Source organism: Olsenella kribbiana, from assembly GCF_036408795.1.
GTDB lineage: Bacteria > Actinomycetota > Coriobacteriia > Coriobacteriales > Atopobiaceae > Olsenella_L > Olsenella_L kribbiana.
Genome location: NZ_JAZGJP010000007.1, coordinates 26,857 through 51,496, shown reverse-complemented (window position 1 = coordinate 51,496; position 24,640 = coordinate 26,857). Strand labels below are relative to the sequence as shown.

The 24,640-nt window shown below is 57.7% G+C and carries 20 protein-coding genes; 8 read left to right on the top strand and 12 right to left on the bottom strand.

All coding sequences use genetic code 11. From position 1 onward, the window contains the following. Nucleotides 1-20: 20 nt before the first annotated feature. Nucleotides 21-1,031, bottom strand: a complete 1,011-nt coding sequence (locus VXJ24_RS06235; protein ID WP_330972060.1) for an AraC family transcriptional regulator — start codon at nucleotides 1,029-1,031, stop codon at nucleotides 21-23. A gap of 177 nt (nucleotides 1,032-1,208) precedes the next feature. On the opposite strand from VXJ24_RS06235, the gene uidA reads away from it, so the two are divergent. The 5 genes from uidA (at nucleotide 1,209) to VXJ24_RS06210 (ending at nucleotide 7,629) form a co-directional block, all read left to right on the top strand. Next, the gene (uidA, locus tag VXJ24_RS06230) at nucleotides 1,209-3,059 is read left to right on the top strand and encodes a beta-glucuronidase (RefSeq protein WP_330972059.1); all 1,851 of its coding nucleotides are present in this window, start codon (nucleotides 1,209-1,211) and stop codon (nucleotides 3,057-3,059) included. Nucleotides 3,060-3,379: 320 nt separating this feature from the next. Then, entirely contained in the window at nucleotides 3,380-4,198 is an 819-nt protein-coding gene (locus VXJ24_RS06225; RefSeq protein ID WP_330972058.1) for a gluconate 5-dehydrogenase, read from the top strand. Between the two features lie 76 nt (nucleotides 4,199-4,274). Next, complete coding sequence (locus VXJ24_RS06220; protein ID WP_330972057.1) at nucleotides 4,275-4,913, top strand: RpiB/LacA/LacB family sugar-phosphate isomerase; 639 nt, start codon at nucleotides 4,275-4,277, stop codon at nucleotides 4,911-4,913. Nucleotides 4,914-5,015: 102 nt separating this feature from the next. Beyond that, nucleotides 5,016-6,032, top strand: coding sequence for a LacI family DNA-binding transcriptional regulator (locus tag VXJ24_RS06215; protein ID WP_330972056.1), 1,017 nt, complete (start codon nucleotides 5,016-5,018; stop codon nucleotides 6,030-6,032). Between the two features lie 280 nt (nucleotides 6,033-6,312). Continuing rightward, nucleotides 6,313-7,629, top strand: coding sequence for an ATP-binding protein (locus VXJ24_RS06210; RefSeq protein WP_330972055.1), 1,317 nt, complete (start codon nucleotides 6,313-6,315; stop codon nucleotides 7,627-7,629). A 631-nt stretch (nucleotides 7,630-8,260) separates the two neighbouring features. Here VXJ24_RS06210 and preA read toward each other — a convergent pair. Continuing rightward, nucleotides 8,261-9,499, bottom strand: a complete 1,239-nt coding sequence (gene preA / locus VXJ24_RS06205) for an NAD-dependent dihydropyrimidine dehydrogenase subunit PreA (protein ID WP_330972054.1) — start codon at nucleotides 9,497-9,499, stop codon at nucleotides 8,261-8,263. Between the two features lie 2 nt (nucleotides 9,500-9,501). Beyond that, nucleotides 9,502-10,725 carry an FAD-dependent oxidoreductase gene (locus VXJ24_RS06200; RefSeq protein ID WP_330972053.1) on the bottom strand — a complete coding sequence of 408 codons (1,224 nt, stop codon included), beginning with the start codon at nucleotides 10,723-10,725 and terminating at the stop codon, nucleotides 9,502-9,504. Between the two features lie 384 nt (nucleotides 10,726-11,109). Here VXJ24_RS06200 and VXJ24_RS06195 point away from each other — a divergent pair, with 384 nt between their 5' ends. Further along, on the top strand, nucleotides 11,110-11,691 hold the full coding sequence (locus VXJ24_RS06195) for a GNAT family N-acetyltransferase (RefSeq protein WP_330972052.1): 582 nt from the start codon (nucleotides 11,110-11,112) through the stop codon (nucleotides 11,689-11,691). 134 nt (nucleotides 11,692-11,825) lie between these two features. Here VXJ24_RS06195 and VXJ24_RS06190 read toward each other — a convergent pair whose 3' ends face one another. Next, complete coding sequence (locus VXJ24_RS06190) at nucleotides 11,826-13,046, bottom strand: FAD-binding oxidoreductase (RefSeq protein WP_330972051.1); 1,221 nt, start codon at nucleotides 13,044-13,046, stop codon at nucleotides 11,826-11,828. 9 nt (nucleotides 13,047-13,055) lie between these two features. Next, nucleotides 13,056-14,657 (bottom strand): phytoene desaturase family protein, encoded by a 1,602-nt coding sequence (locus VXJ24_RS06185; RefSeq protein WP_330972050.1) that lies wholly within the window; start codon nucleotides 14,655-14,657, stop codon nucleotides 13,056-13,058. Between the two features lie 164 nt (nucleotides 14,658-14,821). On the opposite strand from VXJ24_RS06185, the gene VXJ24_RS06180 reads away from it, so the two are divergent. Further along, a complete protein-coding gene (locus VXJ24_RS06180; protein ID WP_330972049.1) occupies nucleotides 14,822-15,541 on the top strand; it encodes a FadR/GntR family transcriptional regulator in 720 nt (239 codons plus the stop codon). Nucleotides 15,542-15,575: 34 nt separating this feature from the next. Here the strand turns inward: VXJ24_RS06180 and VXJ24_RS06175 are convergent, their stop codons facing one another. The 5 genes from VXJ24_RS06175 to VXJ24_RS06155 form a co-directional block, all read right to left on the bottom strand. After that, nucleotides 15,576-16,877: an ATP-binding protein gene (locus tag VXJ24_RS06175; RefSeq protein WP_330972048.1), complete on the bottom strand. Its 1,302-nt coding sequence runs from the start codon at nucleotides 16,875-16,877 to the stop codon at nucleotides 15,576-15,578. 241 nt (nucleotides 16,878-17,118) lie between these two features. After that, nucleotides 17,119-17,664 (bottom strand): flavin reductase family protein, encoded by a 546-nt coding sequence (locus VXJ24_RS06170; RefSeq protein ID WP_330972047.1) that lies wholly within the window; start codon nucleotides 17,662-17,664, stop codon nucleotides 17,119-17,121. A 148-nt stretch (nucleotides 17,665-17,812) separates the two neighbouring features. Further along, the gene (locus VXJ24_RS06165) at nucleotides 17,813-18,583 is read right to left on the bottom strand and encodes a phosphotransferase family protein (protein WP_330972046.1); all 771 of its coding nucleotides are present in this window, start codon (nucleotides 18,581-18,583) and stop codon (nucleotides 17,813-17,815) included. Between the two features lie 39 nt (nucleotides 18,584-18,622). Then, a complete protein-coding gene (gene adhE, locus VXJ24_RS06160) occupies nucleotides 18,623-21,328 on the bottom strand; it encodes a bifunctional acetaldehyde-CoA/alcohol dehydrogenase (RefSeq protein WP_330972045.1) in 2,706 nt (901 codons plus the stop codon). A gap of 328 nt (nucleotides 21,329-21,656) precedes the next feature. Further along, nucleotides 21,657-22,463, bottom strand: a complete 807-nt coding sequence (locus VXJ24_RS06155) for an HAD family hydrolase (protein WP_330972044.1) — start codon at nucleotides 22,461-22,463, stop codon at nucleotides 21,657-21,659. A gap of 248 nt (nucleotides 22,464-22,711) precedes the next feature. Here VXJ24_RS06155 and VXJ24_RS06150 point away from each other — a divergent pair, with 248 nt between their 5' ends. After that, nucleotides 22,712-23,578, top strand: coding sequence for an EamA family transporter (locus VXJ24_RS06150; RefSeq protein ID WP_330972043.1), 867 nt, complete (start codon nucleotides 22,712-22,714; stop codon nucleotides 23,576-23,578). Between the two features lie 231 nt (nucleotides 23,579-23,809). Here the strand turns inward: VXJ24_RS06150 and VXJ24_RS06145 are convergent, their stop codons facing one another. Together VXJ24_RS06145 and VXJ24_RS06140 are read right to left on the bottom strand one after the other, a co-directional pair. Beyond that, entirely contained in the window at nucleotides 23,810-24,385 is a 576-nt protein-coding gene (locus VXJ24_RS06145; RefSeq protein WP_330972042.1) for a hypothetical protein, read from the bottom strand. An 11-nt stretch (nucleotides 24,386-24,396) separates the two neighbouring features. Then, on the bottom strand, nucleotides 24,397-24,585 hold the full coding sequence (locus tag VXJ24_RS06140; protein ID WP_330972041.1) for a hypothetical protein: 189 nt from the start codon (nucleotides 24,583-24,585) through the stop codon (nucleotides 24,397-24,399). Nucleotides 24,586-24,640 lie beyond the last annotated feature (55 nt).

Sequence of the window (24,640 nt, the reverse complement as noted above, 5' to 3'; positions counted from 1 at the left end):
GCGCTGCTGCCAGGCTTCTGCTATCTGTTCTGCGCCTGCTCGAGGCAGTGCTGACGCCAGGCACCCGGAAGCATGCCGCACTCGCGCTCGAAGATCTTGTAGAAGTAGCTCATGTTCTGATAGCCGACTTCTGACGCCACATCCGCAATGGAGGACACGCCTCCTGCAATCAGGCGCTCGGCGACCATGATGCGCTGCTTCTGGACCAGCTCCTTGAAGGTCTGGCCGCACTCGGACCTGAGCATCTTCGTGATATAGCTCGTGCTCATGCCGAGCTCGCGGGCACACCCGGAAAGCGTGCAGGTACGGTAGTTGGCCTCTATGTAGCGCAGCACATCGAGTGCCGGACTCGCGATCGGCGCTGTCCCCGAGCTGGCATTCTGCTCGCAGACGTTCACGAGCTCTGCAAGCACGAGCGTCAGCAGCGCATCTGCCATCTCCTCCGAACGCGGCGAAGGATCGAATGCCTCGCAGAGGAGCTCGTTCATGAAGAGCGGAAGGCGGCGGCTTTCCTGGGAAGGAAACAGGATGAAGCTGTCATGCGCTGCCCCTTTCGAGATCGAGCGCACGAAGAAGGAGGTCACGATGCTGTCCGAGTCGAACCTGCTGAAAAAGCTCGTATCGAAGTAGCGCTTGTCGATCTGGACATTCACGAGGATATCGTCTTCGGAAAGCGGCTGTATCGTGTGGACAGTGTCGGAGTCGACGAGCAGCACCTGCCCTTTCGCCACGTCGAGTATCCCGTCGTTCACGACCTCGAGGCAATGCCCGCTATACATGTAGGCAAGCTCGACGAAGTCATGCATATGCAGCGGGTAGTTCCGGAAACGGGAGTGGCGCTTGGCACGGATGAACGCAGACGGGATGCCAAAAGTCCCCGGCTTTCCTGCATGGAAGCGCGAGAGCATGACCTGCTGGCCGCCAACCTCCACGAACCGGCGCTGCTCGGGCGCAGGGACAGCTCCTTCGCGGTAGAGCCGCTCATGGTCGGAAAGCGTCCTCAGCTGCCTGTCGAGCTCTTCGGGCGTCACGGCTCCACCATACCTTTCCGAGAAGGGACCTGATGCGGAACAGCCATGACCGAATGCGCATATCCTGGCCCTGCGTCAAGCCATCAAGATCCAATCTGCAATACTTGCCCCATACTACCTCGGGCCACACCCGCTCACGCCACGGACCAGGGCCTGTACAACAAGAAAGGTTCCGAAATGTCTTTTGCATCGCTCTATCCGCGCATCACGCGCACCCGCCGCATCGAGGACCTCTCGGGCGTCTGGGACTTCCAGTTCGATCCCGAGCGCCAGGGAGTCTCCCAGGGGTGGGCCACAGGCCTCCCCGACCCGATCGAGATGCCGGTGCCTGCCAGCTTCAACGACATCTTCACCGACAAGGCGAGCCGCGAGTACTACGGCGACTTCTGGTATCTCAGGAAGGTCTTCATCCCCGGCGAGTGGCAGGACAAGGAGCTCGACATCCGCTTCGATGCCGCGACGCACCGTGCACGGGTCTTCGTGAACGGGGACGAGGTCGCCTCCCACGAAGGGGGCTTCACGCCCTTCGTGGCCCATCTCAATGGGCACGTGCGGTACAACGACTGGAATACGGTCGCCGTCCTTGTCAACAACGAGCTCACCGAGCAAACCATCCCCTGTGGCGGCACGGCGACGCTGCGCGATGGCACGAAGATCTGCGCGCCCTACTTCGACTTCTTCAACTACAGCGGTCTGAACCGCACGGTACGCCTGCTTGCCACCCCAAAAGAGCGCATCGAGGACTTTGCGGTCACGACCGAGATCGTGCCCCAGGCAGACGGTGGCTCCACGGCCCGTGTCAGCTACACGGTGTGCACGACAGGCACCCACCGCGTCGAGGTGCATGTTCTCGACGAGGACGGAGACGAGGTCGCCTCGGCTGTGGGCTCTGCCGGCACAATCGAAATCGAATCTGCCCATCTCTGGAACCTGCGCGCTGCCTATCTCTATACGTTCTCCGTGCAGATCTGGGACGATGACACGCTCGTCGACGAGTGGTACGACGAGATCGGGCTCAGGACCGTCGAGATCTTGCACCGCCAGATCCTCGTCAATGGCCACCCGGTCTACCTCAAGGGCTTCGGGCGCCACGAGGATTCGCCGGTCCATGGCAGGGGCACGGATCCTGTCGTGAATCACCGCGACTTCGAGCTCCTGAAGTGGATGGGCGCAAACTCCTTCCGCACGAGCCACTACCCCTATGCGGAGGAGCAGCTCTACGAGGCAGACCGCGAAGGCTTCTTCGTAATCGACGAGGTAGCCGCTGTCGGCATGCTGCGCTCGACCAAGAACTTCGCCGATGCCACGACCAAGGCGCAGGGCGCCACCTTCTTCGACGATCCTGCCGTGCAGGAAAAGACCCTGCCGGCACATCTTGCGGCTGTGGAAGAGCTCATCGAGCGCGACAAGCGCCATGCAAGCGTCTGTGCCTGGTCGCTCTTCAACGAGCCCGACTTCTCCTCCGAGGCAGCCGTCCCCTACGCCGAGAAGGTCTTTGCCCGCGCTCTCGAGCTCGACCCGCAGAAGCGCCCGCGCAGCTACACGAATGTCACCCGGTGCCGTGCCGGCATCGACAAATGCACCCATCTTGCTGACTTCATGATGCTCAACCGCTATGACGGGTGGTATGTGTCGGGCGGCCCGCGCATCCAGGATGCCGAGCAGATCCTTACAGAGGAGCTCCACAAGTGGGAGGAGCTCGAGCCTGACAAGCCCTTCATGTTCACCGAGTACGGCACCGATACCATGGCGGGAGTGCACAAGCTGCCGAGCGTCATGTGGAGCGAGGAGTACCAGCTCGAGTTCTTCGAGCTCCAGCACAGGATCTTCGACTCCTTCGACTGGATCTGCGGAGAGCAGCCCTGGAACCTCTGCGACTTCCAGACCACCGAGGGCATCATGAGAGTCGATGGCAACAGGAAGGGCGCCTTCACCCGCGACCGCCAGCCCAAGGCCGTTGCCTTCCTTCTGAGGAAGCGCTGGCTCGCAAAGCCCGACTACTCGGATGGCTTCGTCCCCGAACGCTGAGAGAGCTGCTGTAGCAGCGTGATGTGTCCAAGGAGCCCTGCTGGCCCATGCCGGCAGGGCTCCTTGTCCTGTCCTTGGCCAGGATCTCTGCGCGCCCGCACAGGGGCTCCCTGTGTCCTGCTCTGCCTGTTTATTAAACCGTTTTGCTACTAGCCCGATGAGATGCATAGGCATCCTTTCTGCATAACACGTGGCTGATACCAAACTTTCCAGTCAATTTCTCCGGATCAGGCATTTGCTCTCTTGCAAGTTTGCAAAACTGGTTTACTATCAGAATTGCACAGCAGGAACGCTGATATGAGACCTCTAGGAGGATATGGATGGAAGAGAGATTCGACCCCCAGAAGAGCTTCTCCCTCGAGGGAAAGCTTGCCCTCGTGACCGGTGCCACCTACGGCATCGGCTTTGCCATCGCGACGGCACTTGCACAGGCTGGCGCCAAGATCGCCTTCAATGACCGCCGTCAGGAGCGCATCGACGAGGCCGAGAAGAAGTATAAGGAGCTCGGCATCACAGCCCATGGCTTCGTGGCCGATGTCACGGTCGAGGATCAGGTCAAGGGCCTCATGGACAAGATCTCTGAGACCTTCGGCACGACGCCTGACATCCTCGTGAACAATGCCGGCATCATCAAGCGCATCCCGATGCTCGACATGTCCGTCGAGGACTACCGCCAGGTCGTCGATATCGACCTTGTCGGACCGTTCATCATGGCAAAGGCATGCATCCCGGGCATGATCGAGAAGGGTCACGGCAAGATCATCAACATCTGCTCGATGATGAGCGAGCTGGGACGTGAGACCATTGCCGGCTACACGGCAGCCAAGGGCGGCCTCAAGATGCTCACGAAGAACATCTGCTCCGAGTTCGGCGGCGCGAACATCCAGTGCAACGGCATCGGGCCGGGCTACATCGCAACGCCGCAGACCGCCCCGCTGCGCGAGATCCAGCCTGATGGCTCCCGCCATCCCTTCGACCAGTTCATCTGCGCAAAGACGCCGGCAGGACGCTGGGGCACGCCCGAGGACCTCAAGGGCCCGGCCGTCTTCCTTGCTTCCGACGCTTCGAACTTCGTGAACGGCCACATCCTCTATGTGGATGGCGGCATCCTCGCCTACATCGGCAAGCAGCCGCAGTAGCGCCACGGGGCGGGCGCCTCTCCCCCTGGCGCCCGCCTCCCTCAGAACAACCTTCAAGCATGAAAGGCACACCATCATGAGAATCGCCCTTATCAACGAGAACAGCCAGGCAGCAAAGAATGCCATGATCGAGAAGGCACTGCGCAAGGTCACAGAGCCGATGGGACATAAGGTCTTCAACTACGGCATGTATGCCGCAGACGACGCTGCCCAGCTCACCTATGTCCAGAACGGCATCCTTGCCGCAACGCTTCTGAACGGCAAGGCAGCAGATTATGTGGTCACCGGCTGCGGCACCGGGGAAGGCGCCATGCTCGCGCTCAACTCCTTCCCCGGCGTCATCTGCGGACACGTCGAGGATCCGCTCGATGCCTACACCTTCGCCCAGATCAATGACGGCAACGCCGTGGCCATGCCCTTCGCCCTCAAGAACGGCTGGGGCCAGGAGCTCAACCTCGAGTACACGTTCGAGAAGCTCTTCGGCTTCGGCTCCGGCAATGGCTATCCGGCAGAGCGCGTCGAGCCCGAGCAGCGCAACAAGAAGATCCTCGATGCGGTGCGCGCCACGAACTTCCGTCCGTTCACGGAGCTCCTGCGCGACCTCGACCGCGACCTCGTGAAGGGTGCCTTCGCAGGCGAGCACTTCCAGGAGTACTTCTTCGCTGAGGCAACGGATGCCGAGGTCATTGCAGCCGTCAAGGAGATTCTCGCCTAGCAGCTGCTGCAGAGCATCATCCATGGGACACGGGAAGCATGACTTCTCCGTGTCCCATGCTATTATTGGTTTACTAAACCGTTTGCATCCCAAGGAAGCACCATGCCAGCCACCAAGAAGCGTGTCACGATCACAGAGATTGCCCGACTTGCCGGAACATCGAAGACGACGGTCTCCTTCTATCTCAATGGGCACACCGACCGCATGTCGAAGGAGACCCATGACAGGATCGGCCAGGTCATCCGCGAGACCGGCTATGAGCCGAGCCCCTTGGCGCGCAGCATGAATGCAAAGCAGACCTATCTGATAGGCGTCGTCGTCGGCGACATCGCGAACCACTTCTCGAACCAGATTGTGAAAGGCATCGACTCGGTGGCAAGCGAGGCAGGATACCGCCTTCTGATATCGAGCTCAAACTTCGACCGCGACAACGAGCATGCCCTGATCGACCGCCTCATCTCGGTCGGGGTGGATGGCTTCATCGTGCAGCCGACCGCACGCTTCCGCGAAGTGGCAGAGGCGATCGGAAGCTCCGGCAAGAAGCTCGTCTTCTTCGACTCCAAGTACTATGACTACACGGCAAGCTGGGTCAAGACCGACAATTACGAAGCCACGAAGCGGGCCCTCTCCGAGGTGCTTGCCAAAGGCTATGAGCGCGTGCTCGTCGTGGCGGCAGAGCCGCAGCTTCTGAGCTCGAGGACCGAACGCCTCCAGGGCACAACCGATACGATCGAAGCCCTGGGCCTCCCCTCCGAGCACTTCGTGATTCCCGACAGGGGTGTGCCTCAAGAGGGGCTCACGGCATGGCTGCATGAGCAGCTCGACGAATGCACGGTGCCGACGCTCGTCTTCGCTCCGAACTGCTGGGCCCTGCCCGACATCTATGTCGCTATGCGCGACTTCTATGGACGCATGCCGGAAGAGGTAGGCCTTCTGGGCTTCGACAACACCGACTGGGCAGCAGTCGCCTCTCCAAGCGCCTCTGTCATCGCGCAGCCTGCCTTTGAAGAGGGCGTCGAGGCGGCAAAGATTCTCCTTGACCTCATCAGCGGTGCCGGCAAGATCGATCCGCACCAGGTCCTCCCCTGCACTGTGCAATGGGGACAGAGCACTTTGTAGTCCAATTGCCAGATTATCCATGAAGCAGCCTCCTCTCCCTTCAGGAAAGGAGGCTGTGTCATTTTCTCGGAGGCCTCTGAGTGCCAGGTCAGCGAGCGCACACGAGCGTTGTTTATCCATCCTTTCCAAGCTCAGCTATCGGCAGAAAGCAAGAGATGTTGGCTTGCATATCTTTGAAATCTTGGATTTTTGCAATATATCAAGAATATAAATTTAGGATTTTTGTCATATACTCTGATTTAAATTTACGCATTTGTGTCTTACGAAGCGGAGAAGCAGGATGCTCAAAAGGAAAGCCTATAGGCTCTTCGAAAGCTGGCTCGAAGCACCTTCCATGAAAGCGCTTCTTGTCATGGGTGCGCGCCAGGTTGGCAAGAGCTATCTGGTTGATGCCTTCTGCAGCGACCATTTCGAGAATGTCATGAAATTCGACCTAATCGAGAATGCTGATATACGAGACTCATTCTCCGCCGCCAAGAGTGCGGACGATCTCGAACTGCGCATGTCCGTAGCTGCAACGTCTCCTCTCGTGCCGAACAAGACTGCCATCATCATCGACGAGGTGCAGGAATGCCCCAGCATCGTCACCTATATCAAATATCTGGTTCAGAAAGGCACGTATCGGTTCATACTCACCGGTTCCCTCCTCGGTGTGCGCCTCGATTCGATCGATTCCCTGCCCGTCGGCTATGTCACGAAGGTGCAGATGTATCCTCTCGATTTCGAGGAATTCTGCTGGGCCAATGGTCTCAATGAAGCGATATATCAACAGGCCGTTCAATGCTTCGAGGAAAGACGTGCTCTGCCTGAATTCCTCTACACAAGGCTGCTCGATCTCTTCCACCGCTATCTTATGGTCGGCGGAATGCCTGATGCCGTGAATACCTTCCTCGCTACAAACAATATCGACTCTGTCCGAACGGTCCAGCAGGACCTGCATAGCCTCTACCGGCTCGATATCACGAAGTACGCACCACCTGAGCTGCGTCTGACCATTCGGGAGATCTACGACTTGATTCCAAGCCAAGCGCTCTCCAGGACACGCCGCTTCAATCTGGGCTCGATCAAGGGCGTCAAGCGCTTCACGCAGGTAGAGACTCAGTTCCTCTGGCTTGTACAGGCGGGTGTCGCCTTGGCAGTCTACAATGTCGTCGCCCCTACTGCGCCGCTTCTAGCTAACGAAGAGCGCAACAAGTTCAAGCTCTTCTACCTTGATGCCGGAATGCTTGCTGCAGCATTGCCAAAGAACAGCTATCAGGGCCTGCTCGACGGAAAGGCAACCGTCAACATGAGTGCTGCCTATGAAGCATTCGCGGCACAGGAGCTTGCAGCACATGGATTCTCGCTGCGCTATTTCACATCCAAGAAAATCGGAAAGCTCGATTTCTTGGCAGAGCACCAGGATGGTGCAATCGATGCGATTGAGATAAAGCCAGGTGGATCGTATTTGACACATTCAGCGCTCAGTCATGCACTCGAAGTGCCTGAGTATTCAATCGACAATGCCTACGTCTTTGCCGAATCGAATATCTTCGCAAAGGACAACGTGCTCTACGTACCGATATTCCTTCTCGGGGCTCTTCATTACGAATCCTGAACGAGACGGAATCTATCCGCATCTTTTAGCTGATACAAGGCCATGAGACAGCCCAGGACGGAAAACTTCCGACAGATACATTGAGGCAGCGCAGATCCTCCTCAGCCTCATCAGCGGTGCTGACAAGATAGATCCGCATCAGATTCTCCCCTGCACAATGCAGTGGGGACAAAGCACCCCATAGCCATAGCTTCACCGATATAGATGGAAATGCCCCGCTTCGCTTTTCTGCAAGCGGGGCATTCTCATGTCGCAACGTTAGAGGCAGAAGAATGCTGCCGGCAGACGAAATTTCGGATTAGTGTTGAAATCAGTCTCTGAATATCTTGGAAAAACATCGGTTCTGGACATCCGAAATCTCGTATTTGTGCAGAGCATTGACAAGAAGAACGGACTGTCTGTCCCTCGTTCTCGCCATAGAGTCCCACGCATCGCTCTCACTCTTCTGACCAGCGCATCTGCACGTTTTAAACGGTTAGCAGAGCCCCCAGATTGCACGTTTTGAAGGTTTCCCTTCATTCCACACATCTTTCGACCCTAGCAGACCTTTCCTCCATACGTTCCTAAACAAAGGAGGTAGCCTGCGAAGGCCACCTCCTCTCATGCAGCGAATTCGTATGTGCAGGCTGCTTCAGCACACTTTCTTTGCAGCAGGGTCCCCTTCAAAGCCCGGCTTGATTACAACATCGCCCTTGGAGATAGCATTGACCGGACAGACAAGCGCGCAGAGATGGCAGCCAACACAGCGCTCACGGTCAAGCACCGGACGCCTCTTCTCGTCATCCCAGGAAAGCGCCTGATGCGCGCCATCAAAGCAGGACACGTAGCAGCGTCCGCAGCCGACACATTTCTCATCGTCGAAGGCAGGATAGACCTTGTAGGTACGGTCAAGCTGCTCTGCCGGCACCATGTTCTTCGAAGCAAGGCCGACGAGGTCTTCGAGATGCTCGACACCTCGCTCCTCCATGTACCAGGAGAGCCCGTCGGTCAGATCGTCGATGATCCGGTAGCCATACTCCATGATTGCGGTGCAGATCTGGAGGTTGCGGGCACCGAGCAGAATGAACTCCGCTGCATCCTGCCAGGTCTCGATGCCGCCAATGCCGGAGATCTGGACATCGGGGATGCGCTGGGAAAGCTCGTTCACGAAGCGCAGGGCGATAGGCTTTACTGCTTTGCCGGAGTAGCCAGAGATCGACGACTTCCCGTTGATCATCGGCATGCCTACCAGATTGCCGAGGTCGACATTGGCTATGGACTTCACGGTATTGATGGCAGATATGCCGGCTGCGCCACCCTTGAGCGCCGCTTCTGCCGAAGGCACCATATCCGTGATGTTCGGCGTCATCTTAGCGATGATCGGAAGATCGGTCCCCTTCCTGGCAGCTCTCACATACTTCTCGCAGAGCTCAGGGTTTGCACCCACATCCGACCCCATCGCATGTGTCGTCATCTGCGGGCAGGAGAAGTTGAGCTCGAGCATGTCGGCACCGGTTGCGGTCGCACGCTTCGCAAGCTCGGTCCAGTCAGCCTCGGTCGGCCCCATGATCGAGGCGATGAGCACCTTGTCCGGGAACTCCTTCTTGAGCCTTGCCATGTCCCGCATCGAGTCTTCGAAGGGGCGCTCCGAGGTCTGCTCCATGTTCTTGAAGCCGACGAAGTCTGTTCCTTCCTTCGAAAGCGTATCGAAGCGCGGCGAGACCTCGTTGATCACGAAGGAAGCAGGAGCGACAGACTTGAAGTAGATGCCTCCCCAGCCTGCCTCATAGGCCTTGCGGCACATCTCGTAGCAGTTGCCGACGGGAGACGAAGCAAGGCAGAACGGATTGTCGAAGTGCACACCGCAGAAATCGATTGAAAGGTCCTTCATGGCTAGCACCCCTCCTTCCTGAGAGCAGCATCGATGGCAGAAGCCGCTTCCTTGGCACGCTTCACCGAGGCAACGACCGTCTTGTCGCCCGAAACGATGTCTCCCGTGACGAAGAGCTTGGGGTCGGATGTGGCATAGCCTTCTGCATCCTTCGAAAGGTCGAGCGTGAGACCTTCTGCGTCCACCTTCTGGCCGACCGCCAGGACGATGAGATCTGCTGTGCAGGTAAAGGTCGCCTCTGCCTCTCTGTGCCTGAAGGTGACTGTATGGCCATCCACCTTCTCGGGCGCATAGCCATCGATGATCGTGACACCCGCTGCCTGGGCAGCAGAGAGCTCGGCGGCAGAGGCCCTGAACGCCGTCAGAAACTTGCGGCAGACGACGGTCACATAGGGCACTCCTGCCTTCTTTGCTGAGGTCGCTGCATCCATAGCGGAGTCACCACCGCCGATCACAAGCATGCTCTTCGGCAGGTCGAGCTCGCCTTTGGCCTCCTTCACGCGATGCAGGAATGAGACGGCGGTCTCAGCTGCATCATTGCCTTCGAAGAGGCTAAGCATCTTCGGCTCGGAGTAGCCGACTGCAAGAAGCACGGCATCATGCGTCTTCTCGAGCTCGGAGAGCGCAATGTCGCGTCCGACCTTGGCGCCCAGATGGATCTTCACGCCGAGACGTTCGATGCGTGCCATTTCGTGGTCCACAACCTCGTTCGGAAGACGGTACTCCGGTATGCCATAGCGAAGCACGCCTCCTGCCTTCTCGGCCTCCTCGAAGATCTCCACAGCGTAGCCAAGCTCTGCAAGCGATGCTGCCGCCTGAAGTCCGGCAGGGCCGGATCCGACGATTGCGACTGATTTGCCATTCGCCTTCCCCGCATGGAGCAGCTCGAGGCCGAGCGCCTCTTCCATATCCGTGACATAGCGCTGGATGCCTGCGATATCGATCGGGTGGTCGATGCCCGTGCGTGAGCAGGCGAGCTCGCAGTAGCGCTCTGTCGGACAGACGCGTGCACAGACAGCACCGAGTGCATTGTTCTCGCGGATCGTCCTGGCCGCGCCCTTCACGTTCTTGAAGCGCACGCTCCTGATGAAGCGCGCAGGGTCGGTCCCTGCAGGGCATCCCTTCGAGCAGGGTGCATCGTAGCAGAGAAGGCAGCGTGCAGCTTCCTCCTCGATGGTGAGCGGGGTATACGTCTTCCCCAGCTCCTCGCAATATGGATTGGCCATCCTTCCCATCCCTCTCCTGTAAGCATGGTCTGGACCGGCAGAGTTGCCTTTCCATAACAGGCAACGCCTCTGGCCGGTCCTCCCACCATAGGCTCCGTTCAGCCTGCTTTGAGATTCCATCTGCCAGCGGTTCATGCACCCCTATGCCTCATAGCGATACAGGTTGTACAGGCATCTCTAGATATTTCAAGAGCTTGATGGTTCGCAGCAGATACAGGCACCGCTCGATTACCTGCGCTTTTGCTTGCATCTTTGAGGACGTCTTCATGGCAGGACAGCATTCTTGGCCTTCTGCCGTGCATTGTTTCCAATCCGTGAACGGCACGTCCGATGGAGTCTCTGCTATCCTCAGAGCAGACCAGATTGCCTGCCCGAAAGGATGCTATGGATACGCCATCCACACCAGAGAAGATTCCCTGCTCGTGGGAGCATGACGGATATGTGCTCAGAAGCACGAGAGCAGAGGATGTTGACGCCTACTGGAAGGCTGGCTTTGCCCATCCCGATCCGGAAGTCGACCGCCTGACCGCGACACGTGAGACCTTCACCGAAGAGCAGGTGAAGTCCTTCTTCATGGCCTGCCTCGAAGACCCAGACCGGAGGGACTTCCTCATCTGCGCACCGGATGGCACAATCCTCGGCGAGGCGGTCGTGAACGAGATCGACTGGTTCCTGCGCTCTGCAAACTTCCGCATCGCACTATTCAGCGCCCAGCAATGCGGCCAGGGCATTGGTTCCTGGACCGTCACGTGCATGCGCGACTATGCCTTCTCGGAACTTCAGCTCCACCGGCTTTCGCTCGATGTGCTCTCCTGCAATCCGCGCGCGAAGCACGTCTACGAGAAGGCAGGCTTCAAGACAGAAGGCGTGCTCCGCGATGCAGAGCAGGACGGCGAGAAATACTGCGACGATATCCTCATGGCCATCCTCGATGATGAATGGCGGGCACTCAAAGAAGGCCGCTAGAGAGCAATGCAGCCAGAAAGCCCACAGGCGAGCTTTCTGGCTGCAAGGGAAAGGAGCACGCGTGCCCTTGAGCTCACCCAGCCTGCCGGGCTGCTATGCGATGGGATTCGGCAGGTTGGGTCTGACTGGAGCTGCTACTCCGCTCGTGGCACCTCGATCTCAAGATCCGTGAGCGGGAAGGACGCGCAGGGATGGATGTAGCCGAACTTGAGATCGGCTTCGCGCCTGCCATCAACTGACGCAGGGCAGAAGATATCGCCTGAGACAAGACGCGAATGGCACCAGCCGCACTCGCCGCTCCTGCAGTGGCTCGGGCAGGCAATGCCGTTCTTCTCGAGAATCTGGAGGACCGAATCGTTCGAGGAGCCCTTGACGACCTCCTTCATGCCTTCGCGCACAACCGTGACGGAGACCGTCTCAGGCACCTTTGCATCAACGGGATAGCCATCGAGCTTCTTCGGATCGTGGAGCTCGCCCATGAGCTCGCGACGGATGAACTTGCGCCTGATTCCGAGCTTCGGAAGCTCCGTATCGAGGAAGCGATACATCGCCTGCGGGCCGCAGGCAAAGACCGAATAGCTGCCCTTAGGTGCATAGGCACGAATGAGGTCAGCCGTGATGAAGCCGCGCTCGCAGCCGGAAGGAACATCCTCCCCTTCTGCGATATCGCTCAGGACCGGCACGAACGTCACCTTGGACGTCTTCTGCGCAAGCTCTGTGAGCTCCTCGCGGTATGCCATCACTTCGAGGTTCCTGCAGCCATAGAGAAGGACAAGGTCGAAGTCCTCGTCTCCCTCTGCAATCGCTCTTGCCATCGACAGAAACGGCGTGATGCCAGAGCCGCCCGCAAGGCCGATCACGGTATGGGCATCTCTCAGACGCTCATAGGTGAAGGTACCCAGAGGACCCGAGGCATCCACCTTCGTGCCAGGCTTCCAGGTATCGAGGATATGATTCGAGACGAGGCCTCCCGGCACGCGCTTGACGGAGATCTCGATAGTGCCAGAAAGCGTGCTTCTCGGCGAGGAAGAGATGGAGTAGGCACGCGTCACCGGCATACCATCGATCTCGAGGTTGAGGCTCAGATACTGTCCTGCAGAGAACCAGGCAATCTTCTCCGTGCCCGCCTCGATATCAGGCGCGAGCGTATAGCACCTCATATCGTCAGCGAGCTCGGTGACCTTCTGCACGACGAGATATTGGTGTGCTGGATGGAGCTCCTCAGCGAGCCTGTTTGCCGAGTAGCTCTCCTCGGGAGGGAAGCTCCTTGCCACAGCATTCTGGATATGTGCAGCACGCGAAGCTGCCAGGCGTGTGAAATCGGCAATCTTCACCTGATTGAAATTCGTTCCCATGCCGTCCTCCTAGCGTGAAGATGTGCCATCGAGAGCACAGAGACGCTCGACGACGTATTGCGCGCTCTTGGCACCCGAAAGCGCCGAGCAGTTGTAGCCATCGGTCAGGATGCCGGTCGCACCGCAGAAGTGGAGTCCCGGTATCTGGTGATACTCTCCTTCGTTCATGCAGCGCATCGGTATGCCGTCATCGAGCTTCACCTGGTAGCCATAGGGCGTGCCGTTCGGCGTTCCCATGTAGCGCACGAAGGTCGGCGCTGCTGCCATCTCGATCTCCTCGATGTGGGGACGGATGCTGATGTGCATCTGCTCTTCTGCCTGGGAGATCATCTCGTCTGCGAGACGCTCCTTCACGCGGCGGTAGTCCTGGGGCAAGACATCCTTCCAGACATCCCCGAACGTCATTCCTGTGAAGAAGAGCGTGCAGGTGCCTTCTGGCGAGGATTCGGGGATGAGCTCGTTCAGGCAGTTCACGATCGTGTAGCCGTTCGAGTAGAGCTGGTGGGCATGCTCTGCCATATCGTCGCCGTCAGGATCGGAGTTCAGGAGGGAGGAGTAGCCGGTGATGCCAAGCTCTTCTGCCGTGCAGTCGAGGCCGAGATAGCAGGTATAGAGGTTCAAGGCTATGCGCTTCGTGCTGTAGTAGGAGCGCACCGAAGGCGCCACCTTCTTCTGGTCGAGCATGCTGCCAAGCACGATGTGGGGATTCAGGTTCGAGATGGTCTCCTTTGCATGGATCTCCCACTCGTCTGTGCGCACGCCGACGACACGGCCATCCTCCATCAGGAACTCGCGCACCGGGCAGCAGTGCCAGATGTCGCCGCCGAGCTCGCGGATGCGTGCCTCCTGGGCAAGCGAGATCTCATGCAACTTCATGGCAGGAAGAGCTGCTCCCTGGTCGATGTATGCCATGAGCATGACGGCGTTCGTCATGAAGTCCATATTGCTCGGCGAGGCACCGAGGTAGACCCAGTACTGCGAGAGGATGTGCTGCGCCTTCTCGGGGATGCCGAGAAGATCCATCCCCTCCTTGACAGAGACTGCAGAGCAGCGCAGGAAATCGGGATAGCGGGTCGCAAGCACGAGCTTCAGCTTCATGAGCTCATGGTCGTGCTGCCGCTTGTCGCGCTCGTAGGTCGCCGTGCCTGGGAAACAGCTCTTCGGTGCATGGGAGATCATGTAGTTGAAGCCGGCCTGTGCCTGCTCTGCCACACGGAAGAACGCATCGATGCTCTCGCGGCAGCCCGGCACCTGGCGCTCCATCTCATCTGCGAAGGCCTTCCTGCCGCAGGGCATGAGGACATCGATCCCGTCATCCGGAATCACGCAGTGGAACGTGCAGTGCTCATAGCGCCAGTCGATATCGACACCCATTGCATCGAGGAATGCACCCCAGGAACCACGCGAGCCCGGCTCCCCTACCTCGCATCCTTCATGGAGCGAGCACTCGAATTCGAAGCGACCCCTCACGAAGGACGAGGCTGCTCCTCCTGGCAGATTGTGCCTCTCGAGCACGAGCGTATCGAGACCGGCATGGGCACAGACAAGCGCTGCTGCAAGGCCGCCATTGCCCGCTCCCACCACTACGACATCGACGTCTTTCCGTTTCATGGAAATCCCCTCATCACCGAAGCCGAAATTGCGTCTTTTCTCACACAATCGTGATTGTATCACGTAGTTTTCTCTGACTGATAGCTATATTTCAGCATTTTCCCAGCTTACAAGCCTAACTGATTCTGATACAATCAATATCAGTAACCAGAGAAGGGAATGTCATGGCACTCAGGGAGATAAAGGCGCCGACACGCCAGCAGCTCTTCATCGACGAGTTGCAGCAGATGATACTTTCTGGAGAGCTCAAAGCTGGAGACAGGCTTCCCTCTCAGCGCGAGCTTGCCCGCGAGACGAAGGTCTCGCTTTCGGTCGTGAATGCAGGAATCACGAATCTTGCGGATCGTGGCTTCGTGCGCATCGAGCCCCGCCAGGGCGTCTATGTGGCAGACATCGCCCGTGACGGCAATATCCAGACGCTTGTCTCGATGCTCGACTATACGAGCACGGCTCTGGACACAAGCCTTCTGGAGCCCATCATCAGCTTCAGGCGTGCACTGGAGCCCCAGATCGTGCATGGCGCCTGCGAGCATGCGACTACAGACGAGCTCGACCGCATCGATGCGATTGTCGACAAGATGGTAGAGGCGACCGACGAGACGATGCCGGGGCTCTCATTCGATTTCCACCATGAGGTGGCAATCGCCTCGGGCAACATGGTGTACTCGATGCTCGTGAATACGTTCAAGGACATCTATGTCTCGTTCTACCGCGCGACCCAGGCCTACTATGGGCCAATGAGGTCACTCCCCTTCTTCCGCCATATGGCAGACCTCATCCGAGAAAGAGATGCAGAAGGTGCCGTCGCAGCGCAGATGGATGAGTTCTCCACCTGGTTCGAAAGCATGCCGAAGAAAGAGAAGGCACCCAATCAAGATGCCTAGCTTGCCTGCCTTGCTACGGATATGGCAGGCAAGCTTAGATGAATCTGGCTATCTCATCGATTTCCCAGAGCGGCACATTCACGAGCCATCCTTCATCCCTGTAGGGAGAAAGAGATGTCCGTACCGCCCGCTCGAGCTGGAACTCCTGGCAAGCTACTTTGAGGCTCTTCGATTTGAGGTTCTCGGCTGCCTTCACTTCTATAGGCACTATTGTCGTCCCCTGAGACAGAGCGAAATCAACCTCGGCCGCGCCTTTGGATGCAGACCAGTAGACGGGCTCAAATCCCTGCGCCACAAGCTGCTGAGCAACATACTGCTCCGTCAGAGCGCCCTTGAACTCTGTGAACAGCTTGGAACCTTCCAGCACTATCGTGGGATCGAGATCCGACAGAGCGCAGAGCAGCCCTGTATCGATGCAGAACAGCTTGAAAGAAGAGAGGTCCTCATAGGCCGAAGGCGAAAAACGCAGGGCTTCGACACGAGGTATCTTTGTGACCACTCCGTAATCCCTGAGCCACTGAAGCGCTTCCTCAAAATCGCGCGCACGTCCTCCAGGACGGACAGCTCCATACACGAAGCGCTTGTTTTCGTGGGCCAGCTGTCCCGGCAGCGACTTCCAAACAAGGCGCATGCGTTCGAGCATTCTGCCAGGTGCGTGCTTCGCGAAATCGTCGTTGTAGCCCTCAAGGATTCCGTTCTGTATCTCTCTGACTGCTCTGAAGTCTTTCTCCTCGATGAAAGACTCGACTGCTTCGGGCATTCCCCCGACGACAAGGTATTCCTTGAGGAGCGGCACAAGACGCTCCTGCATCTTTGACAGCGTGTCCATATCTGCTTCGGCAAGCGTATCCGCGAGTGGAGCTCCAGTACGTGCACGTACATACTCCTCGAAATCCATAGGATGCAATACGAGCCGATTCACCTTCCCGACAGGAAAGGACTCTCCCGGTCTCCTCAACGCTCTGTCCAAATAGGAGCAGGTAGCGACGACATGGTATTCACGAGCCTGCTCACAGAAATACTTGAGCGAAGTGAGACCGCGACGGACTTCCTGTATCTCGTCGAATGCCAAAAGCGTCGTCTCAGGATTGATGCTCTTGCCATGCACCAGCTCGATCTCACGTATGATGCGTTTGGGATCGAGGTCTCCTTCAAAGAGTCCTTTTGCCCGTTCATCATGCATGAAATCTATCTTGATCGTATCGCTGAAGTAGCGCTTGCCAAAGTTCTCGATAAGCCAGGTCTTGCCTGTGCGATGAGCACCACGGAGAAGAAGGGGCTTCCTGTGCGGATTGTCTTTCCATTCGACAAGCTGCGCTTCAATCTTCCTCCGCATGAATGTCCCTCCCTTCAGGATGACAATCTATGCTCTTCCATGTCTACTGCGCCCCTATCGCGCGCCACTCATGGATGTATTTATCTTGGGGATGCCGATAGACGTCGACCGGTATTGAGACGAAGAAGCTGTCTTAATGGGATTCTAGCAGGCGCGATACAGAGATGGCCAGGCAAGAGAATGCCGGGCAGCCTATAGAATGACTGCCCCGGCATTCATGCAAAGATCTGCATCGGCTGCGCTAGTCCTCGATGATGTAGGCACCGACAATCTGGCCGAATACCATGATGTGGGGGTCGCGGTTTGCGCCGTTTGCTGAAGAGTCCACATCCTGCGGATAGAACTTCTTCGCGATGCTCTCAGGATAGAGGGAAAGCTCCTCCACCTGTCGATAGATGACCTTGCACTCGAGCGTGAGCGGAAGCTCCTTGATGCCCGGCACGCTCACCTTATCGGAATCGACAAGCGTCAGGCCTGCCTTCTCGATCTTGTCGACCTCGTTGCCGTGGAAGCGGCCGCAGATGCCGATGATCTTCCGGTCGAAGCTTGTGAGCGGCACATTCACTGTGAACTCGGGATTCTGGTCAAGCATCTGGGCCGTATAGCGGCTCGTGCGGATATAGGCCTCGAACACGGGCAGAGCCCAGTTCGTGCCAATCGTTCCCCATCCGATCGTCATCGTGTTGACCTTGTCTCCTGCCTTCGTAGTGAAGAGCACGCCTTGAGGGATGGCACGCACGATATCCGATGCGTAGTCCTCCCAGTCGACCTTGCGCTTGCTTGCCATAGACGTTCCTTTCGTTTGAGCATCTCGTTTGCTGGCTGCTTTCTACCCCAGCCTGCAGAGAAACTTGCCGGAATATGCGCTCCACAGAGAGAAAGAGAGGAGACGCCCCAGAAGGACGTCTCCTCTGTTCTGAAATAGTCTCTTGAGGCTATTCGTAGTCGCTTGCTGCGTCGATCCAGCTCTTGAGGAACTCCTCGTTGCCCTTGCGGCCACGGGAAAGCTCTGCTGCTGCGACAACCGGCAGCCAGTACATGATCTTCTGCTTCGGCATGTCGGCGCTCTTGGAGTAGAGGTCGAGATATTTGTCAGCAGCCTCAGGGAACTCGAGCTTCAGCAGCATGTAGGTCATGGCTGCATCAGCCTCGGGCAGGCCCACGGTCACATGCGTCCAGTCGCAGATGAACGGCTCGCCTTCGCCGATAACGACATTCGTCGGATTGAAGTCGCCGTGGCAGATGGCAAAGCCACGCTTCATGCGGTCGGCCTTCATCTGAAGGTCATAGCGCACGGAAGGATCGAGGTCCTTGACGCGGGCAATCATGCGGACGAGCTTGTCTCCCTGAGCCGTGAGGGCGGCGGGAGCAGGCGTCTGCTGGACCTTGATCTGGAGGTCGACGAAGAGCTGCAGGAGCTCGTCGAACTTCGGCGTGCCCTTGGCCTCGACCATCATCTCATGGAGCGTCGTGCCCGGATGGTAGACCATGGACAAGGCCCAGGAGCCGTCCATGACCTGGGAGACCTCGAGGACCTTCGGGGTGTTGAGGCCGGCGGTTGCGATACGTGCGAGGTTCAGTGCCTCGCGGAAGACGTCGATGTCGGGCTTCGTCGGCACGAAGACCTTGACGGTACGGTCGCCGTCCTTGTAGACGACCTTGTTGTGACGGCGGGCAAGCTCGACCTTATCATCGGAAAGCTTCATGTTTTCCTTCTTCCTCTCGGAAATGCTTTGACCCAGCTGCTACTCGGACTTCTTCTCGTCTGCTGCCTCTTCGGCCTCGACCTGGCCAGGAGCAGGCGTCTCCTTCATCTCTTCGCGGATCTCGAGGCCCTCGTCCTCATAGGACGTCGCAGGACGGCCGTAGTAGGCGTCGAGGTACAGGCTCTTGATCTCTGCCACGAGCGGGTAGCGCGGGTTGGCGCCGGTGCACTGGTCATTGAAGGCATTGAGCGACATCTCGTCGAGCGTGTCGAGGAAGTACTTCTCATCCACGCCGTACTCGGCGATGGTCTTCTTGACGCCGATGAACTCCTTGAGGTCTTCGATGCCCTTCATGAAGTTCTCGAACACCTCGTCGTCGTCCTTGCCGGTGAATCCGCAGAAGCGGCCCATCTCGGCGTAGCGCGCCTTGGCATGCGGATACTGGTACTGGGAGAACGTGCCCATGCGGGTCGGACGCTCAGCTGCGTTGTAGCGGGCGACGCGGGTGAGGATGACAGCGTTGGCCCAGCCGTGCGGGATGTGGTGATAGGCGCCAAGCTTGTGAGCCATCGAGTGGTTGAGGCCGAGGAAGGCGTTTGCGAATGCCATGCCGGCGAGGCAGGATGCGTTGGCCATGTGGTCGCGGGCCTCGACGTTCGTGGGCTCGGCGTAGGCCTTCGGCAGCCAGTCGAAGACGAGCTTTGCGGCCTTGAGGGCGATAGCGTCGGTGTAGTCCGATGCCATGATGGAGACATAGGCCTCCATTGCATGGGTGAGGACGTCGATGCCGGAAGCAGACGTGAGGCCCTTCGGCTGCGTCATCATGTTGTCGGTATCGACGATCGACATCGTCGGCATGAGCTCGTAGTCCGTGATAGGCCACTTGATGCCGGTCTCGGCGTCCGTGATGATTGCGAACGGCGTGACCTCGGAGCCGGTACCAGAGGAGGTCGGGATTGCGACGAACTTTGCCTTCTCGCCCATCTTCTTGAAGCGGTAGACACGCTTGCGGATATCCATGAAGTCGACAGCCATATCGTCGAACTTCTCTTCAGGATGCTCGTACATGGTCCACATGATCTTGCCGGCATCCATGGCGGAGCCGCCGCCGATTGCGATGATCACGTCAGGCTGGAAGGCACGCAGCAGCTCCTCGCCCTTCTCGGCGTCCTGCAGCTTCGGGTCAGGAGAGATGCTCCAGAAGCTGGAGTGGGTGATGCCCATCTCGTCGAGCGGCTTCTCGATCTTCTTGGTGAAGCCGGAGGTGTAGAGGAAGGAGTCGGTGACGATGAAGGCACGCTTGCAGCCGTAGACTTCCTTGAGCTCGCGCAGAGCGACCGGCATGCAGCCCTTCTTGAAGTAGACCTTCTCGGGAGTCCTGAACCAGAGCATGTTCTCGCGCCTCTCTGCGACCGACTTGACATTGAGCAGCTGGTGGATATCGAGGTTCCCGGAGAAGGAGTTGCCGCCCCAGGAGCCGCAGCCCAGCGTCAGGGAAGGTGCCAGCTCGAAGTTGTAGATGTCGCCGATGCCGCCAAGCGATGCCGGGGTGTTGATGAGGATGCGGCAGGTCTTCATCATGTTGTAGTGCTTCTCGACCTTCTCGGTCTCGCGCGTGTCGATGAAGAGCGAAGAGGTGTGGCCGTAGCCGCCGTCAGCGATGAGGCGGGAAGCCTTTGCGAGGGCGTCGTCGAAGTCCTTGGCGCGATACATGCCGAGGATCGTCGTGAGCTTCTCGTGTGCCCAGGGGTTCGAGGGCTCGACGGAGTCGGTCTCGCCGATCAGGATCTTCGTCCAGGCAGGAACCTCGACGCCTGCAGCAGCAGCGATCTTCGTTGCCGGCTGGCCGACCATCTTGGCATTGACGCCGCCGTTGACAATGACGATGTTGCCGACCTTGTCTGCCTCCTCCGGATTCAGGAAGTAGGCGCCCCTCTTCTGGAACTCTGCCTTCACCGCGTCATACACGCCGTCGAGCACGATCACGTTCTGCTCGGTCGCGCAGATCATGCCGTTGTCGAACGTCTTGGAATGCATGATGGAGTTGACGGAGTCCACGACGTTTGCCGTGTCGTCGATGATGGCAGGGTTGTTGCCCGGGCCGACGCCCAGAGCCGGCGTGCCGGAGGAGTAGGCAGCATTGACCATGCCCGGGCCACCGGTCGCGAGGATGATGTCAGCTTCCTGCATGAGCGTGTTCGTGAGCTCGATGGAAGGCACGCTGACCCAGTCGATGATGCCCTTCGGGCATCCTGCTGCCTCTGCAGCATCGCGGACGATGCGGGCAGCTTCGGTCGTGCACTTCTTTGCACGGGGGTGCGGAGAGATCAGGATGGCATTGCGCGTCTTCAGGCAGATCAGGGTCTTGAAGATGGCCGTGGACGTCGGGTTCGTCGTCGGGATGACAGCAGCGACGACGCCGAGCGGCTCTGCGACCTTCGTCATTCCGAACGCAGGATCGCGCTCGATGACGCCGCAGGTCTTCGTGTCCTTGTACTTGTTGTAGACGAACTCGGCGGCGTAGTGGTTCTTGACGACCTTGTCCTCCATGACGCCGTAGCCGGTCTCATCGTAGGCCAGCTGCGCCAGAGGAATGCGCGCCTTGTTGGCAGCGAGAGCGGCAGCCTTGAAGATCTTGTCGACCTGCTCCTGGCTGAACGTCGCGAATTCAGCCTGGGCGGCACGCATCGTCTTCAGATGGGCCTCCAGCGTCTCTACGCTGTCGATGATGCTTTCCTGTGACATCCGTTACTCCTTTGCTTTGTACGGGTGTAGCTCCACATGCGTGATGCACCAGAAAGCAAGAATCCCCACCCAGCTTCCCAGCGCAGGCATACAGGACAGGATAGAGGCAGATGCTCTGCATCCATCCATCGATGCATTATAAATAATCTTCGATTTATTGTCTTTCCTTGACGATAATCAAGGAAACGGGTCAATTGATTATTAGTATGCATATATCTACTTCTATATGCATTTATTTATATTATTAGCCCGGAGACAAAGCGTTTTATCTGTTACAGCCGTTTGCCGAAAACGTTTCCGATGCGCTTCCGCACGGATGCAGCACGTGCTAATCTTCCGCGGACAGCTCCTGTATCAGCGCATGGAGCTCTGCCTGCACGGCATGTTCCCTGTTCGTGCCGATGACGCGCTCGGCAATCTGCTTCACGGCATAGCGAGCATTTCCCATCACATAGGGATGTCCCACCGCACGAAGTATCGCGTAGTCGTTCATGGAGTCGCCGAAGGCAAGGACCTCAGAAGAGTCGATGCCGTAATAGGACAGTACGGCTTCGAGACCTGTTGCCTTCGAGATGTCCTTGGGCATCACATCGATCCAGGTATTGCCTGACGGCATGAACGTGAAGATATCGCCGAGCTCGCGCTCGAGCACATAGACCATGTCCATGATCTCGGAGGGACGCTCGCAGCAGACAGCTGCCTTGATGATGGAGACATCAGGCGAGGGCGGATCGAACAGGCGCTGCGCATTCGGCAGATCCTTGTCGAGCTCCTTCACATAGCTCGACTGGTCGTCGAGCAGGTAGGTATGCTCCCAGTCATAGAGCACAAGATGGAGCTCATCGAATGCCTGGCAGGTGCGGAAGAGGCGAAGAATCCCTCTCGTTGAGAAGACCTCGCGGTCGAGGAAGCGCCCATCAGCAAAGACCTGGGCGCCAAGCGCTGCCACATAGTCGATCTCGTCAGCGACCGGTGCGAAGAACCATCTGAGCGTCGAATAGCGCCTGCCTGAGCTTACGCAGAAATGGACGCCCTGCTCCCTGAGCTCGCGGATGATCTTGAAGGTCTCGGGCGGGACCTGGGAATTCTCATCGAGGAGCGTTCCGTCCATATCAGTAGCGACAAGCTTTATCATGTATCCCTCCCAGCCAGCTGGTTGTGTCAGTGCCTACAGGCTACCATAGCACGCCCAGATGCCTGCCTTCTGCAACCTTCTGTCGGCTGATGGACCCGTTATCCGAAGCTGACCGACACAAGACAGAAGTCTGTCCAAGATATTGCTGCCGTCTCAGCAATATCTTCCAGAAAGACGCTTCCCTTCTGTCCTTCTGGATCTATAATGATAATAGTTCCTAATAATAGATCGACAGGAAGGAATCTGCCATGTGGATCCTTGCAGCCTGCGCATCGGCACTCTTTGCCGGCATCACTTCCATCCTCGCCAAGTGCGGCATCCGCCATACGGACTCGGACGTCGCCACCGCCGTGCGCACGGTCGTCGTGCTTCTCTTTGCCTGGCTCATGGCAGCGCTCGTCGGCTCCATCTCGACGATCGGATCCATCTCTGCCCACTCGATGCTCTTCCTTGCACTTTCGGGAATGGCGACAGGTGCCTCCTGGATCTGCTACTTCAAGGCGCTTTCCATGGGTGATGTCAACAAGGTCGTGCCGATCGACAAGTGCTCGGCTGTCCTTACCATCCTTCTTGCGATTGTCCTGTTCGGCGAGACCGATGCCCTCGCCGTGAAGCTCATAGGCTCTGCCGGCATTTTGATAGGCACCTTCCTCATGATCGAGCGCAAGAAGCAGGACCACGCTGTCGAAGGCAATTCCTGGATCTGGTACGCCGTGGGATCTGCCGTATTTGCAGCCCTCACATCCATTCTTGCGAAGGTCGGCATCGAAGGCGTCGAGTCGAACCTCGCCACAGCCATCCGCACCTGCTATGTGCTGGTCATGGCATGGGTTGTCGTGGCCCTGAAAGGAAAGCTCGGCGAGGTGCGCCATATCGAGAAGGGCGAGCTCGGCTTCATCTGCGCCTCCGGCCTTGCTACGGGCGCCTCCTGGCTCTGCTACTACTATGCAATCCAGACCGGCGTCGTCTCCATCGTCGTGCCAATCGACAAGCTCTCGATCGTCGTCGCAATGGCATTCTCTGCCGCCGTCTTCCATGAGACCTATACGAAGCGCTCGCTCACCGGCCTTGCCCTGATTGTCGCGAGCACCATTGCCATGGCAGTCATCAGATAGAGCTGCTGAAGCCAAAAGAGGTGTAGGCAGGATTGCATGTCTCTGCATAGAACCAAGAGGAACCATCGCGGGAGCAGCTAGTCACAAGACAGAGAATGCAGGAATTAATATCCCATGCTGAGTATGGCGAAATAGATCTAATGCCGATTCTCGCACTCGTTATCAGGCTGATGCATTGCATGCTGCGGCGATTATCCAATTTCCGAGCAATCTCCGGCAGTCAAATACATGCTAAGCAATCTCTCTCAGATCCTTGAACAGCTTGAATAGCTGAGTCTTCTCATCGAAATACAGTTCGGAGAATCCTTGCTGCTCATAGTAGCCAAGTAGTTCTTCCCTGCAATCGACATACTCGATTGACCCACCTATACGCCTGATGCACTCACAAAACTGATTCTCAGCAAAGGGAAGCAGCATGGATGCATCAAAGTCATCATGAGAGAATTCATCGCTCCTTGCAAGCTGTGCTATCAGATAGCCAGGGAATGCGCTGCGCGTTGCGACACCAGGCACTTTTCCTAGAACTGCAGCCTTCTCCAAATCATCCACCTGGGAGAAATCAGCAACAGCCAGAGCTAGCGTGAGAAAGGCAACGATTTCCAGCCTTCCCTCGTCGAGAGACTTCTTCGAGAGCACAAGATATGTGCGACTTGCTCCCGTTTCTTCGTTACGTAAAGACAGAGCTTTCAGAAAGAGCGAGATATCAGCATCCCGCTTGCACGAGAACCGAGCACAGGCCTTCCTGAGGCTTGACTTGGTGAAGCCACTTTGCAGCAGAGCCGATAGACTGAAGAGCTCAACATCCATCTATGCTCCTGCTACTTGAACTTCTTCGGATCAAGTTTCCTGTCCGAAAGGACAAGTATCTTGCCAGATGCAGATTTGGCAGGACGCGCTGGCATGCTCATTATCTTCGCCATTTTCCTTGCTTGCTCAGTCGTCAGAACAACTGGACGCCCAATACTGGATGTTGCCATACATCCCACCTCCTTGATTGTCTTGCTCATATTCTACCCTCCACTGCCATCTAACAACTACCCACAGCAAGCCAGTGGAGCCCCA